The 15181-nt window shown below is 36.6% G+C and carries 15 protein-coding genes; 6 read left to right on the top strand and 9 right to left on the bottom strand.

Features of this window, described 5'->3' with window-relative positions; translation table 11 throughout:
• Positions 1–1347: a tRNA (N(6)-L-threonylcarbamoyladenosine(37)-C(2))-methylthiotransferase MtaB gene (gene mtaB / locus AC3RVF_RS07590; protein WP_489689537.1), complete on the top strand. Its 1347-nt coding sequence runs from the start codon at positions 1–3 to the stop codon at positions 1345–1347.
• On the opposite strand, the gene AC3RVF_RS07585 is transcribed toward mtaB, so the two are convergent.
• Positions 1344–1643, bottom strand: a complete 300-nt coding sequence (locus AC3RVF_RS07585; RefSeq protein ID WP_489689538.1) for a GNAT family N-acetyltransferase — start codon at positions 1641–1643, stop codon at positions 1344–1346. The genes mtaB and AC3RVF_RS07585 overlap by 4 nt on opposite strands.
• 246 nt (positions 1644–1889) lie before the next feature.
• Between AC3RVF_RS07585 and AC3RVF_RS07580 the strand changes: the two genes are divergently transcribed.
• Together AC3RVF_RS07580 and AC3RVF_RS07575 are read left to right on the top strand one after the other, a co-directional pair.
• On the top strand, positions 1890–2549 hold the full coding sequence (locus tag AC3RVF_RS07580; protein WP_489689539.1) for an alpha/beta hydrolase: 660 nt from the start codon (positions 1890–1892) through the stop codon (positions 2547–2549).
• 170 nt (positions 2550–2719) lie between these two features.
• Entirely contained in the window at positions 2720–3640 is a 921-nt protein-coding gene (locus tag AC3RVF_RS07575) for a lytic transglycosylase domain-containing protein (RefSeq protein ID WP_489689540.1), read from the top strand.
• Positions 3641–3682: 42 nt separating this feature from the next.
• Here AC3RVF_RS07575 and AC3RVF_RS07570 read toward each other — a convergent pair whose 3' ends face one another.
• The gene (locus AC3RVF_RS07570; protein WP_489693114.1) at positions 3683–4384 is read right to left on the bottom strand and encodes a TlpA family protein disulfide reductase; all 702 of its coding nucleotides are present in this window, start codon (positions 4382–4384) and stop codon (positions 3683–3685) included.
• A gap of 122 nt (positions 4385–4506) precedes the next feature.
• Positions 4507–5079 carry a DUF2892 domain-containing protein gene (locus AC3RVF_RS07565; RefSeq protein WP_489689542.1) on the bottom strand — a complete coding sequence of 191 codons (573 nt, stop codon included), beginning with the start codon at positions 5077–5079 and terminating at the stop codon, positions 4507–4509.
• Positions 5080–5357: 278 nt separating this feature from the next.
• On the opposite strand from AC3RVF_RS07565, the gene rpmH reads away from it, so the two are divergent.
• The 3 genes from rpmH (at position 5358) to AC3RVF_RS07550 (ending at position 9127) form a co-directional block, all read left to right on the top strand.
• Positions 5358–5519 carry a 50S ribosomal protein L34 gene (rpmH, locus tag AC3RVF_RS07560; RefSeq protein ID WP_111882075.1) on the top strand — a complete coding sequence of 54 codons (162 nt, stop codon included), beginning with the start codon at positions 5358–5360 and terminating at the stop codon, positions 5517–5519.
• A 100-nt stretch (positions 5520–5619) separates the two neighbouring features.
• Positions 5620–8472 carry a carbamoyl-phosphate synthase large subunit gene (carB, locus tag AC3RVF_RS07555; RefSeq protein WP_489693113.1) on the top strand — a complete coding sequence of 951 codons (2853 nt, stop codon included), beginning with the start codon at positions 5620–5622 and terminating at the stop codon, positions 8470–8472.
• 79 nt (positions 8473–8551) lie between these two features.
• Positions 8552–9127: a T9SS type A sorting domain-containing protein gene (locus tag AC3RVF_RS07550; protein ID WP_489693112.1), complete on the top strand. Its 576-nt coding sequence runs from the start codon at positions 8552–8554 to the stop codon at positions 9125–9127.
• Positions 9128–9147: 20 nt separating this feature from the next.
• On the opposite strand, the gene AC3RVF_RS07545 is transcribed toward AC3RVF_RS07550, so the two are convergent.
• From AC3RVF_RS07545 to AC3RVF_RS07520, 6 genes are read right to left on the bottom strand one after another with little or no spacing between them, the layout of a single operon-like run.
• Positions 9148–9516, bottom strand: a complete 369-nt coding sequence (locus AC3RVF_RS07545; RefSeq protein ID WP_489693111.1) for a 6-phosphogluconate dehydrogenase — start codon at positions 9514–9516, stop codon at positions 9148–9150.
• Between the two features lie 31 nt (positions 9517–9547).
• The gene (locus AC3RVF_RS07540; RefSeq protein WP_489693110.1) at positions 9548–10762 is read right to left on the bottom strand and encodes a porin family protein; all 1215 of its coding nucleotides are present in this window, start codon (positions 10760–10762) and stop codon (positions 9548–9550) included.
• Positions 10763–10811: 49 nt separating this feature from the next.
• Positions 10812–12140 (bottom strand): DNA recombination protein RmuC, encoded by a 1329-nt coding sequence (locus tag AC3RVF_RS07535; protein ID WP_489693109.1) that lies wholly within the window; start codon positions 12138–12140, stop codon positions 10812–10814.
• Positions 12141–12166: 26 nt separating this feature from the next.
• Positions 12167–12961 (bottom strand): ABC transporter ATP-binding protein, encoded by a 795-nt coding sequence (locus tag AC3RVF_RS07530; RefSeq protein WP_489693108.1) that lies wholly within the window; start codon positions 12959–12961, stop codon positions 12167–12169.
• Positions 12961–13992, bottom strand: a complete 1032-nt coding sequence (locus AC3RVF_RS07525; protein WP_489689549.1) for a FecCD family ABC transporter permease — start codon at positions 13990–13992, stop codon at positions 12961–12963. Before AC3RVF_RS07525 ends, AC3RVF_RS07530 begins: the two co-directional genes overlap by 1 nt.
• A complete protein-coding gene (locus tag AC3RVF_RS07520) occupies positions 13992–15137 on the bottom strand; it encodes an ABC transporter substrate-binding protein (RefSeq protein WP_489693107.1) in 1146 nt (381 codons plus the stop codon). The genes AC3RVF_RS07525 and AC3RVF_RS07520 overlap by 1 nt, the downstream gene beginning before the upstream one ends.
• Positions 15138–15181: the final 44 nt, after the last annotated feature.

The following is a 15181-nucleotide window of genomic DNA, read 5'->3' as shown; positions in this document are numbered from 1 at the left end:
ATGAACGCACCAAAAAAAGTCGCTTTTTACACGTTAGGCTGTAAACTGAACTTCAGTGAAACTTCTACAATTGCCAGAAGTTTTGAAGGAGAGGGTTTTGACCGCGTAGATTTTTCTGAAAAAGCAGATATTTATGTTATTAATACCTGCAGCGTAACTGAAAATGCTGATAAGCGTTTTAAAACCATTGTTAAGCACGCACAAAAAGCGAATCCAGAAGCATTTGTTGCAGCAGTGGGGTGTTACGCCCAGCTGAAACCACACGAATTGGCAGATGTTGATGGCGTTGATTTGGTATTGGGTGCAACAGAAAAATTTAAACTTACCTCATATATTAACGATTTACTTTCTGTGCCCGACCGAATAAGAGGGAAAGCCGAAGTGCATTCCTGCGATATAGAAGATGCAGATTTTTACGTGGGATCGTATTCTATTGGCGACAGAACCCGCGCTTTTTTGAAAGTTCAGGACGGCTGCGATTATAAATGTACGTATTGCACTATTCCGCTTGCTCGCGGTATTTCGCGAAGCGATACTTTGGATAATGTTTTGCAAAATGCATCAGATATTTCAGCACAGGGAATTAAGGAAATCGTTTTAACAGGCGTAAACATCGGTGATTATGGAAAAGGTGAGTTCGGAAATAAAAAACACGAACACACTTTTCTGGACCTTGTAAAGGCTTTAGATGAAGTGAAAGGTATTGAGCGACTTCGTATTTCTTCAATTGAACCTAATCTTTTGAAAAATGAAACCATAGAATTTGTTTCAAAATCGAAAACTTTTGTTCCGCATTTCCATATTCCATTGCAAAGTGGGAGCGATGCTATTTTAAAGTTGATGCGCCGTCGGTATATGAGCGAGCTTTACACAGAGCGTGTTGCTAAAATTCGCGAAGTAATGCCGCACGCCTGCATAGGCGTTGACGTAATCGTTGGATTTCCAGGAGAAACGAATGAACGGTTTTTAGAAACGTATCATTTTTTAAATGAACTTGATATTTCGTATTTACACGTTTTTACGTATTCGGAAAGAGACAATACACCTGCCGCCGAAATGGAAGATGTGGTGCCTACAAAAGTGCGAAGCAAACGCAGTAAAATGTTGCGTGGGCTTTCCGCAAAAAAGCGAAGAGCTTTCTATGAAAGTCAACTTGGAACAATCCGAACTGTTCTTTTTGAGGGCGAAAATAAAGAAGGCTATATTCACGGTTTCACCGAAAACTACGTAAAAGTGAAAGCACCCTGGAATCCAGAATTAGTAAACACTTTACAAGAAATTAAACTCACCGAAATTGATGAAGATGGTTTAGTTCGGTTTAAGGTGACGGAAGCTGCCTTGGCTTAAATATTTATACCAACTGGCAATAAATCCTTATATTTTCTACGGTTTTTTCGCATAAAACCAGCAACTTCTGGACTTGTTGGTACTAAGCTAATGCCTCGGTTTTTTACTTCCTCAAAAACGGCTTTAATAAAAATTTCTCTAAAGCCTTGCTCTTCGAGTTCTTCAGACATTTCATACTTGGTAAGAAATATTTTTCGGTCCTGCAGTGCGTATTCTATGCGAGCCATATTGTCGCCAATTTCTAGTTCGAACTGTCTTAAAAATTCGTTATCGGTAATTTCTACATCTTCAATCATTATGATTTATTTTAGATTTGGAATAATGTGTTTGTAATGGAGTGAAGGGGATGGGCTATTATATAGATGATTTGGTAGAATAAAAATCTATTTTTGTTTAAGCAATTACTGGTTGTTCGATTTGTTTTCAAAGCAAATTATGACTGATATTATTCAGTTGATAAGAAACTAGTATATAATTCTATCTTTGTATTCGTAAATTTACGAATAATCTTTGGGCTTTACCATTTTCTTCACAAAAGACTTATGAACTCTGTAACAATGCATGTCTATTTTGTTCCTGGCTTGGCTGCCGGAAGTGAAATTTTTAGAAACATTAAATTTACTGAAAAATACGAAATCCATATTTTGGAGTGGCTAATTCCCGAAATTGGGGAAGCTTTAGAAGTTTATGCAAAAAGGATGGCTTTGCGCGTAAAAGAAAAGAATGCAATCTTGATTGGCGTTTCTTTTGGAGGAGTAGTGGTGCAAGAAATGAGCGAGTTTTTAAAGTTGAAAAAACTCATTATTATTTCGAGTGTGAAATCTAGAAATGAGCTTCCACGACGTATCAAGCTTGCTAGTTTCACCAAGGCATATAAGTTAATTCCCACGAGTTTGGTTTTAAGTGTAGACGATTTAACCAAGTTTTCAATTGGACCTAAAACCCAGAAAAGGTTGTCTCTTTATCAGGAATATCTTCACGTTCGCGATAAACAATATTTAGACTGGGCACTCGAAAAAATGATTACTTGGGATCGGAAAGAACAAATTAATAACATTGTTCATCTCCACGGTGAAAAAGATATGGTCTTCCCAATAAAATATATTGATAATTGCCAAGTTATTAAAGGCGGAACACATATTATGATTTTAAATAAAGGCAGGAAAATTTCGGAAAAACTTTTGGAAATTTTCGAGGAATAATTATTGCATTCCGGTTTAAAAAGTAGCTGAATTCACTATCTTTAATTAAAAAATTCGTATTTTATAAGTTGCAAGTTATTCTCTCTTATTTAAAGTTAAAACTAGCAATTAAGGCATTCCAAAATATGATAAAGGCTTAAGAAATATTCAAAAATAAAAAGATTATACAGATGAAAATGATAGGTAAAATAGGAGTAGGTATCGCTATTTTAGCGGTGAGCGCCGTGAGTATTAACGCGGTGCAGGATGCGCCGACAGATGCAAATCTTGAGAAGAAATTAGTTAACGACTATAATGTTTACGCGCTTCCATTACCTGAAAAAATGGAATTTGCGGGTGAATCTGTTCCACTTTACAATCCAGATATTAGAGAGCGAATGGATCGGGAACTTTTGGTTAACACCTATTGGCAGTCCAATGGGCTTCTGCTTTTTAAGCGGGCAAATAGGTATTTTCCGTTAATAGAACCCCTTTTGAAAAAATATGGTTTGCCAGATGATTTTAAATATTTAGCTGTGGCTGAAAGTGGCTTAGAATTTACAAGTTCGCCAGCGGGTGCTTCAGGTATTTGGCATTTTATGAAAGGCACCGGATTAGAATACGGACTTGAGATAAATGATTATGTAGACGAACGCTATAATCTTGAAAAAGCCACAATGGTAGCGGCAGAATATTTAAAGAAATCTAAAAATAAATTTGGTAGCTGGACGATGGCTGCTGCTTCATACAATGCGGGAGTAGGAGGAATGAACAAACAAATAAACCGTCAGAAAGAAACCAGTTATTACGATTTATTACTAAATACCGAAACCAGCAGGTATGTATTTAGAATATTAGCGATAAAAGAAATAATGGAGAATCCGCAAAAATATGGTTTCAACTTTAGAGAAAAGGATCTTTATACTAACATTCCTACTTATCAGGTAAAAGTGGATACTGCGGTTGAAGATTGGGCAGAATGGATTAAACCCTATGGAATTAACTATAAAATCTTGAAGCTTCACAATCCGTGGCTGCGTGATACGTATCTTAAAAATTCTTCGGGAAAGGAATATTTTATTGAAATTCCTGAAAAGGGTTATTATAAGTAGACCTTAATTATAAAATTTTAAAACCCGTATAAAGTAAAATTTCTACGGGTTTTCTTTTGAAGCAAATCGCGATTTATCGTCGTCTACCAAGGTTTTCAGAAGTGAAATTCCGTTTAAAAAGGAATTGTAGTTTAGCTCGAAAGAAATCTCGTATTTTTCGTTATAAGGGTGAAGTGCGCCTCGCCGAACATCTACAATACGTTTGTTTTCATCTATAAAAAATGAAGTGGGAAAACCAAGGCTGTGCTTCATTATTTCGACCACGTGGTCGTTTGTATTCTCCTTTTCATCTACGTAGATTATATTTATTCTATTAGAATAATCGTGTGTAGATTTGCGAACACTTTCTTTTGAATCCCAAAACAGAATTACAAAATCTATGTCTTTGTAATATTTTTCAGCAATTTCGTTTAAAGCGGGAATTTCTCCAATACCGGGTGTGCACCAAGATGCGTAGGTCATTAAGAAAATTGGCTTTTCAAACTTATAAAGCGTAGTTTTTCTACTTGAAAGTTTTCGCACTTTGAAGTTGTCAAGATAACTACCATTTACCACGTTATTTATTAGGGAATCAAATAAGAACTCAGCACGTTCAAAATTCTGCTCGGCGTATGCTTTTTGCGAATTTCTCGTGTAATGTTTTATGTTTTTTCCAATAGCTTCAGAAAAAAAAGTCCTTTGCTCAATCTGTGATTGTGCGGAAAAGAATAGTAATAAGAACAGGTAAAGTAGCTTTCTTTCCATAAGCAAAATGCTTTTAGTGAAGATAAGCTTTTACATAGTCTCTTATTCGGCTATTCGACCAAGGGTGGTTTAAAATCGATTAACTGCAATATGCTTAAAAACAGGAAGCTGAGGGAGTTAACTTAAAATTTTCTGCCGCCGCCGCCACGACCACTCTTGCCAAATTGTTGGCGAGGTTGACCCATTTTCTTCATTTGCTGCTTCATCATTTTTATTTGATCGTCCAGCATATTGTGTTTGTCCAGATTTTTAGCCTCGGTCATAAGCTGTTCTGCCTCGCGCTTACGATTTTTGGTCATCGCAATTCCGGCAAGGTTTAGTTTTGTCATTGCCATGTCTGCAGACATATTTAAACCTAACTTTTCAGCTTTTTTGAAGTGCTTTTCGGCTTCAACCATATTGGTTTGCGAAATCATTAAACCGTTTAAATAGTTGTAATAACCTTCTTGTTTAGCCACTAAAGCGCCGCTTGGGTTTTTTATTTTATCTAACCATTTTTTTGCACCTGGAAAATCTTGTTTCCGAAGACGAAGAAAGGCAAGCAGGATGATTTCATTCTTAAAGTAGAGAAAAACGAACATCAATGCAAGTAATATCAACATTATGCCGTTGCCGATATTTGTTTCGGTGAATTGCCAAACAGCTGCACCAATTACCAATGCAGCCAAAACTAATTTTATATTTTTGTTAAACATGTGTCATCTTTATAAGAGCCTGCAAAGGTATAAAAACCAAATGCTTTTTGAGAATATTTTGTAGCTTTGAAGGGAATTTCTTTTATCTGCGTATTTAATATAGTGACGTTAAATTAGGAATGAAAAAAAATACAGATATTTTTCAAAAAAGGTTTGCCTAAGTGAAAACTTGTTGTATTTTTGCACCCGCCTACGCAAATAACTGCTTTGGCAAACGAGCCCAACTTTTGAAGAGGGTAGAGTGTCTAAAGATATAACGGAAGTTAAAGAATACTATAATGAGCAAAAGAACATTTCAGCCATCAAAAAGAAAAAGAAGAAACAAACACGGTTTTAGAGAGCGTATGGCTTCTGTAAACGGAAGAAAGGTATTGGCTGCCCGCAGAGCGAAAGGCAGAAAGAAACTATCTGTATCTACTGAAAGTCGTCACAAAAAATAATGTTGATAAATTATATATAAAAGGTGTTGTTTAACTAAGCAACACCTTTTTTTTATACCCTAATGTGCCGTAATTTTGCAGCACCGAAAAAGTAAACAAAATGCCTAAAAACCCTTCCATAAAATCAGTTCTAATTATTGGTTCAGGTCCTATCGTAATCGGTCAAGCTTGTGAGTTTGACTATTCCGGTTCACAATCGCTTCGTTCTTTGCGCGAAGATGGGATAGAAACCATTTTGATTAATAGCAATCCGGCAACGATTATGACCGATCCTTCTATGGCCGATCATATTTACTTATTGCCACTTACTACAAAATCACTCGTAAAAATATTAAAAGAGCATCCACAAATAGATGCTGTTTTGCCAACAATGGGCGGGCAAACAGCACTTAACTTGTGTATTGAAGCAGATGAAAAAGGAATTTGGAAAGATTTTGGCGTAAAGCTAATAGGTGTAGATATTGACGCCATAAACATTACAGAAGACCGTGAAAAGTTTAGATTATTGATGGAAAGAATAGGCGTGAAAATGGCGCCTCAAGCTACAGCAAATTCATACTTACAAGGAAAAGAAATTGCGCAGGAGTTTGGTTTCCCGCTGGTTATTAGAGCCTCTTACACCTTAGGTGGCGCGGGTGCGTCCATCGTTTACAAAGAAGAAGATTTTGATGAGCTTTTATCATACGGTTTGGAGATTTCTCCAATTCACGAAGTGATGATTGATAAAGCAATGATGGGTTGGAAGGAGTACGAACTAGAACTACTTCGCGACAATAATGATAATGTGGTTATTATCTGTACCATTGAAAATATGGACCCAATGGGAATCCACACAGGAGATTCCATAACAGTGGCTCCAGCAATGACGCTAAATGATCGCACTTTTCAAAGAATGCGAGATATGGCAATATTGATGATGCGTAGCATTGGCGATTTTGCAGGTGGATGTAATGTTCAGTTTGCAGTGAGCCCTGATGAAGATGAAGAAATAATTGCAATTGAAATTAACCCGCGTGTGTCTCGCTCTTCAGCGTTGGCTTCAAAGGCAACGGGGTATCCAATCGCTAAAATAGCAACTAAACTTGCAATTGGTTATAGACTCGATGAGTTAAAAAACCAAATTACAAAATCTACTTCAGCGTTGTTTGAACCGACTTTAGATTATGTAATTGTGAAAATTCCACGTTGGAATTTTGATAAATTTGAAGGATCAGACCGAACTTTAGGATTGCAAATGAAATCCGTTGGAGAAGTGATGGGTATTGGCCGTTCTTTTCAGGAAGCGCTTCACAAGGCTACACAATCTCTAGAAATTAAGAGAAATGGAATTGGCGCCGACGGAAAAAGCTACACTAACTACGAGCAAATTCTCGATAAACTGAAAAATGCAAGTTGGGATCGTGTATTTGTAATTTATGATGCAATTCAGATCGGAATTCCTTTGAGTAGAATTCACGAAATCACTAAAATTGATATGTGGTTTCTTCGTCAATACGAAGAATTATATCTTTTGGAGAAGGAGATTTCAAAATATACTTTGGAAACACTTCCGAGAGAATTGCTTTTGGAAGCTAAACAAAAAGGTTACGGCGATCGACAGATTGCGCATATGCTGAAATGTTTGGAAAGCCAAATTTATAAGAAACGTGAGGATATGAATATTCAACGCGTTTATAAATTAGTAGATACTTGTGCTGCAGAATTTAAAGCGGAAACACCTTATTACTATTCTACTTTTGAGAATGAAATGCAGCTAGAGGGTGAAAAAGCCTACGCTGAAAACGATAGTATTGTAACTGCAAAGAAGAAAATTATTGTACTCGGTTCTGGCCCAAATAGGATAGGGCAGGGTATCGAATTCGATTACTGTTGCGTGCACGGTGTATTGGCAGCTGCAGAATGTGGGTACGAAACAATAATGATAAACTGTAACCCCGAAACTGTTTCTACAGATTTTGACGTTGCAGACAAGCTTTACTTTGAACCTGTTTTTTGGGAACATATTTACGACATAATTCGTCACGAAAAACCCGAAGGCGTTATTGTTCAATTGGGCGGACAAACAGCATTGAAACTTGCTGAAAAACTAGATCGCTACGGTATAAATATTATTGGAACAACCTATAAGTCTTTAGATTTAGCCGAAGACCGCGGAAGTTTTTCGAATATTTTAAAAGAAAATAACATTCCTTACCCAGAATTTGGAGTTGCCGAAACAACGGAAGAAGCTTTAGCGCTTGCCGATGTACTTGACTTTCCACTTTTAATTCGTCCTTCTTATGTTTTGGGAGGTCAGGGAATGAAAATTGTAATCAACAAAAAAGAATTGGAAGAGCACGTGGTAGATTTGCTTCGTAAAATTCCGAATAACAAATTGTTGTTAGATCATTATTTAGATGGTGCTATTGAAGCAGAAGCCGATGCAATCTGCGACGGTGAAAATGTATACATCATTGGAATAATGGAACACATTGAGCCTTGTGGAATTCATTCGGGCGATTCAAACGCAACATTGCCACCTTTTAATATTGGTGAATTTGTAATGCAACAGATAAAAGACCATACAATTAAAATAGCTAAATCATTAAATACGGTTGGTTTAATAAATGTTCAGTTCGCTATAAAAGATGATATAGTATATATTATTGAAGCCAATCCACGAGCTTCGCGTACGGTTCCGTTTATTGCGAAAGCATACGGCGAACCTTATGTTAATTACGCTACCAAAGTAATGTTAGGCCATAACAAAGTGACCGATTTTAACTTTAACCCGAAGCTAGAAGGATTTGCAATTAAACAACCTGTGTTTAGTTTCAACAAATTCCCGAACGTAAACAAACAATTAGGCCCAGAGATGAAAAGTACCGGCGAGAGCATACTTTTTATAGATAGTTTAAAAGATGATGCGTTTTACGACCTTTACGCACGTAGAAAAATGTATCTAAGTAAATAACAGTATATTTCGTTATCATCAGATTTTGTGTTAATAATTTTTCGTAAATTAGATTACTAACCTACTAGACCGTTCATTTATGAAAAAAATTACAATGTTCTTTTGTTTTATTGCAATTAACATCCTCGCTGCGCAGAATGTTGTTGAAATTGCGTGGGAACAAGGGATTAACGAATCTGTTGCCAGTCCAACAATTGAGGTTGGCGACACCGTTCTATGGACGTGGACCGATGCTTCTCAAAAAAGTGTGACTGCCCTTCCCAACGGAAGTGAATATTTTGATAGCGGTACATTAAAAGACGTGAATAACGACTTTTCGTATACTTTTTCAAAAACAGGGGTAACGGAGTACCAAAACGATTCGAACCCTTTAATGCACGGCAAAGTTACGGTTGTTAACAAGCTTTCTACTGAAGATAAGTTTGTAAAAAATCTAAATTTCTACCCCAATCCGGTAAAAAATAATCTTACTATTTCTTCTATTTTCAAAATTGATAGCTACCAAGTTTATAATGTATTGGGTACACTTGTTTCGGAAGGAAAAGGAATGGGCAAAGTAACCCAAGTGGATATGAGCAGGTTAAATAGTGGTTTGTATTTTGTGAAAGTTATTTCAAAAAATATGCAAACCACCCTAAAAATCGCCAAAAAGTAATTCGGGAAAGTTAGCCTAATTTAATTTCGATTGAAGTGAGGCGAATTTTCTAATTCAACATCGGTAATAAAATAATTTGTCTCACCCCAAATTGCAAAGCTTGCAAATCGTTCAATATAAGTAACCTTCACATAGTTACCCTGGAATTTCTTTAAATTTTTAATAACGTCCTTATCTTGGTCCAAAACTGAAAAGGAAAAAATCTGCGCGCCGCTAATACCTTGGCTTATTTCGCCTTCCCAAGTTTTAATAACCACTCCGCGATGACTGAACTTTATTAGCTCGCCTGCGCGTGTTCCTTCACTGTAAGGCACAAAATAGACAAAGGCGAAGTAAAGTAGATACAAAGCCAAAATACTTCCTAGGATTATAAAGAGAACTTTTTTCATTCTCTAAAAATAATCAATTTATCCGCAGCTTTTATAGAAAATTGAACCCAGCAATTATGGCAAATGAATTATATGCTGAATCTATATTGTCGTAGTTTAAAAGCTTACGCGAACTGTGGTACCTAGCTTCTATGCTGTATTTATCTTTAAATCTAAATCCTACCCCGAAAGCGACCGCAGCATCAGCCATAACATTAAGATCGTAGCTGGTTTCATTACTTGAATTTACTTCAGACCCCAGCGTTGTTAAATCCATTATAACTGCAGCATCAATAAAAAATGCTGCGTTTTTATTTAAATACATATAATGACGCCCACCTATCGGAAGCTCAATAGATTCGTAATTTACCGATATAAGTGTGTATCGCTGAAATGTAAGCATATCTACATACAGATATTCCATCTCGGCTTTATAGTTTCGGTAAGTTGGTTCAATAAAAATAGACCATTTACCATTATTAAAGGGAAGTACATACTCTGCTTCTAAGCCAATTCTTAGACCGGTGTTGCTGTCAAAGTTTAATTGTTCATCACCTCTTCTTTGCATTGAAAAAGAAGAAAAAGTTACCCCCGGACGTATGCTTAAATTAAATTTAGCTTTCTGCGAATTCTTTTTGAATTCGATAGTTTCAGCATTTTCGCATTTGTTATATTTAGTAATTATATTAACCAAATTAGAGTGTTTGTATTGAAGGCTTTCATAACTATTCTCATTTAAGGAAGTACAGTTTAAATCTGTAGCAAGTTGTTGTTTATAGCGTTCGTTTTTACCCATTTTAGTTCGGGTAACCATATATCTTTTATAAATTAGCTGTTCTATTTTTCCGCCATCTTTACTATAAAAATAAAGCGATATGTTTTCTCTTGAAGTGAAATAAAGTGATGCTTTACCCTCCACCAATGTTTTTAGAAAAAGTGTTTCTTCTTTCATCTCAGGATTGCGATTATCCGTAAGAGAATTTATATTATCGCTAGATTGGTCTACTTTAATCGTTGCTTTTACGTATTTAAAAGATTGGCCGGAACCAAATTCATTTACATTGGCAAGAGTTCCTATTTTAGTCTCCCCATTTTCCCCAAGTTTATAAATAAATGTAGTCGGACTTCCTTTCCAGTCTTCATTTTTTATTAAGCAATCTACTTTTGTACCATTGGTTTGAATAATATAACCTGGTTCAAAATTAGTTTGTGAAAAGGCGGTAATTGCTGAGAATAAAATAGTTAGAAGGAGTAATTTTGATTTCATTTAATTTGGGGTTTTTTAATTTTGAAAGGGTAAATATATCATTATTTTATTAGTCTTCATCCCCATTATTTAGGGCTTTATTCAGCAATTTATCGTCAATGCTTTTATTGGCTTTAGCGCCAAGTTTTTTCAGTTTTTCTACTCTTGAAACTAGATTTCCTTGTCCGGTAAGTTTTTTCATTGCGCCGTCATAACTTCCTTGTACAGTATTTAATTGCGCCCCAACTTTTAAAAGATCGTTGGTTAAATTCACGAAAGAATCATAAAGACGGCCGGCTTGCGTGGCAATTTCAATGGCGTTTTGTTGTTGCTTTTCATTGGTCCACATACTGTCCACAGTACGCAATGTGGCAAGTAACGTTGAAGGTGTAACTATAACTATATTTTTTTCGAAAGCCTGATTATAAATATTATTGTCTTGGTTAATTGCCACAGCAAAAGCGGGTTCTATTGGAACAAAAAGTAGCACGAAATCTGGACTTTCTATTTCGTAGAGCGTGTGATAGTTTTTAGCGCTTAATTGTTCAATATGTTTCTTAAGTGAAGCAATGTGTTCCTTCAAAAAGCGGGCGCGCAAATCTTCATCATCTTCGTTCACAAAGCGCTCGTACGCAACAAGTGAAACTTTTGAATCAATTATCATCTTTTTATTATCGGGCAAGTGCAGCACAACATCGGGCAGTACTCGGCGGCCTTCTTCTGTGGTAAAACTGTTTTGCACAAAATATTCCCGGTCTTTTTCCAGTCCGCTTTTTTCCAGCACGCGCTCCAAAACTAATTCACCCCAATTACCCTGAATTTTGCTATCGCCTTTCAGTGCTCTTGTTAGATTAGTAGCTTCTTTGCTCATCTGCTCGTTCAATTCTTTAAGACCGATAATTTGCTGACGAAGCATTGCGTGGCGATCAATGCTCTCTTTATGGGTATCTTCAACCCGTTTTTCGAAGCTTTTTATTTTTTCTTGAAGTGGATTCAAAATTATCTCCAAACTATCTTTATTCTGTTTGGTGAATTTTGTAGATTTTTCATCCAAAATTTTATTCGCAAGGTTTTCAAATTCCTTTGTGAATTTTTCCTGCAGTTTTTCAACTTCTTCTTTCTGTTCGCGGTTGCGAATCTCAAGATTATTAAATTCTGAATTTCGCCGCGTAAGTTCCATGTTGAGAAATTCTTTTTCCTTCCTAATTGCTTCACCTTCGCGCAAAGCTTTCTCAAATCGCTCGTTTAGTTTATTCTCTTGAAATTGCGCATTTTCAAGCTGCGCTTCTAGTTTGCTAGTTTCAGTTTTACTTTTTAAACGCGCAAAGTAATTACCTAAAAACGCTCCAATTAAAATGCTTATTGCAGCCAATAAGAGGTATAGAAATGTTTCGTTCATTACAGTAAAATTTAAAGTAAATATATCTATTTGCGAATGGTAAACCGACCAGTTTTTCCATCAAAATCTATAGTTTCTTTGGGGAAAAGTGCATCAAATCTTCCTGCTTCAATCAGTTTACAGGGATCGTCAAAATAAGTTTCGTTCGTTGCCATTACCAACATTTTGTCTGTAAGTTGAATGGCTAAATCTATTTCGTGGGTTGAAAAGAAAATAGTTTTCTGAGTTTCTGAAGCTAGTTTCTTCAGTAATTTTAGAACATATGCACGGTGATAAATGTCTAAATGGGTTGTGGGTTCATCTAGAATAATAATTGGCGTATCCTGCGCCAAAGCCCGTGCAATCGCCACACGTTGCATCTGTCCGTCGCTTAATTCAAAACATTTTCGGTGGGCGAGGGTAGCGGTGTCTGTGGCTTCCAAAGCAAAACGAATTGCTTTATTATCTTCTTCGGAAAGAGAGCCAATCCAATTAGTATACGGTTGCCTTCCCAACGAAACCATTTCTAAAACCGAAAGATTTTTTGAGGCGGGCGCTTCGGTTAAAACTACACTTAATTGTGTGGCGAGTTGAAAGGAAGAATATTTGTTTAAGCGTTTACTATTCAGAAAAACGTCGCCATTTAAAGCGACCTGCATTCCCGTTAATGTGCGTAGTAATGTAGATTTTCCAATTCCGTTTGCGCCAACCAAACCAACTAATTCACCTTTTAAGATTGAAAAATTGATTGCATCAGCAATCACAGAATCGCTTCCTTTTTTTGAGTAACCCACAGAGAGGTTACGTACTTCTAAAATGATATTTTTTTCTTCTGAATTCATTAAAAGAAAAGTTTTCGTTTTCGAACCAACAACCAAATTACAACCGGCGCACCAATAAGCGAAGTGATTGCATTAATGGGCAACGTAAATTCGCTAAAAGGTAATTGTGCCACGGTATCACAAATCAGCAGCAGCAAACTTCCGCAAATGAGAACCGCGGGCAATAAGACGAAATGGTTTGAGGTTTTATAAAACTGACGCACCAAATGTGGCACCGCAAGCCCTACAAAGGCAATTGGCCCAACAAAAGCCGTAATACTTCCTGCTAAAATACTAGTTGCCAAAATTATTATGAAGGTTGTTCTTTTAATGTGTAAGCCCATGCTTTTCGCATAATTTTCACCTAAAAGTAAACCGTTTAAAGATTTACTGCTGAAAACACTCAATGTTAAACCTGCTAAAAAGCAAATTCCTAAAATTAATACGCCTTGCCACGATTGATTTCCCAAACTTCCAAAAGACCAAAAAATGTATTGCTGAAGCTGTTCTGCATTACTGAAATAAGACAAAACCGAAACCACAGCGGTAGTAACACTGCCAAACATTAAACCAATTATTAAAATTGCCATGGTGTCTTTTATTCTGAAAGTTACCGCCAAAACGGCTAAAAGGACTAAAAAGCTACCTAATGCCGAAGCCACGACAAGGCTCCATTGACTTAGTAGTAAAGTTCCAAAAATTCCGCCAAAGGTACTTGCACCCAATATTAAAATGGCAACACCCAGGCTCGCGCCGCTGCTCAATCCTAAAACAAAAGGACCGGCCAACGGGTTGCGAAACAAGGTCTGCATTAGCAATCCCGAAACAGCCAAACCGCCACCGGCAAGTATTGCTGTAATTGCTTTTGGTAGTCTGTAATCCATCAATATATAGCGCCAAGTTTCTTTAGAAGCACCGTTGCCAATGAAGACAGAAATAATTTCATCAATAGGAATTGAAACCGATCCGATGCTCAAATTCACCAAAAACGCAGCAATGAGCGCTATAAATAGCACCGCAAATTGAAGGCGAAATGTTTGGGTAGTTTGCATTAATTCAATTTATCAAAAAAGTAAAATTGGTGCTCCGGAAACAACTCTGGGTGTAGAATTTTAATTAAATCTTTTAAAACCAAATCTGGACGATTGGGTGCCAATTCATAATAAATCACACCGCCCGTTTCGCCTTTTTTCATACTGTAAGAATAAACGTTTGCAGTTTTATACGCTTCAAATTGGGCATATACTTGGCTCGCATTTTTCATCTCGTCTAGGCTTGTAAATTGTCCGGGACCTATCCAATATGCTGCATTTTGGCCTTTCTCCAAAACAGATTCTAAATTTAATGCGAGGCTGCCAGTGCCTTCTGAATCTTTCCAAAGATAATCACCATTGGCATCGTCTATAAATTGTGCGCCCCAACTATCACCCTGCGGCATATACCAAACGTCTTTGTACATTGCCCCGCTAATAACTGTGGGGGTTTCTTTTGCTTTGGAAGCAATTTTCTTAGCAGCGTTATAATCGGTTTCAATAGTTTTAAAAATACTATCTGCTTCTTTTTCTTTATTGAAAAGTACTCCAAAAAATTTAATCCATTCTGCTTTTCCCAAAGGTGAAGTTTCTGTCCAATCTGAATTATAAAGCACAGGAATCTCTGTATTCTGAATGGTGGCAAAAGCAGAATTATTTCCGTCAACCGCAAAACCAATTACTGCTTCGGGATTTAATTCGATTAAAATTTCGGTGTTGATATCTTCGTTTTTACCGAGCTCTTTTACTTTTTCGGCTACAATTAGTTGTCGTGTTTTTTCCGAAGAAATATAGTTGAGATTAGGAAAACCGACCAATGTTTCAATTTCCCCCAACATTTCCAAAGAAGGAATGTGTGTGGTGGAAGTAACAACAATTCGTTTAACTGGTATTTCAACTACTGCGTCATACTTTTCAGGATTTTGAATCGCACCGTTTTTTTCAACTAAAGCATACGTAAATGTTTTCTCGGTTCCGGGCCACGGGTTTTTTAGGGTGATGGTTTTGTAACCGTCAAAAGTGGCTATCTCAAAACCTTTGGCGTATTTTATATCCGTCAATATTCCTTCAGCATTTGAGGTATCGGATGATTGAATATCGTTATTGGTGTTTTTACAAGCGGTAAAAAAAAGGAAGCAACTTATAATGAAGACAAATTTTTGCATCCCCAAAAATAATGGTTTTGTTTGGGTGTACTAGTATTTAAAGT

Source organism: Aequorivita sp. IT1183 (assembly GCF_058068265.1).
Note: the sequence above shows the minus strand (reverse complement) of the source record. Positions and strands in the feature narration are given on the sequence as shown.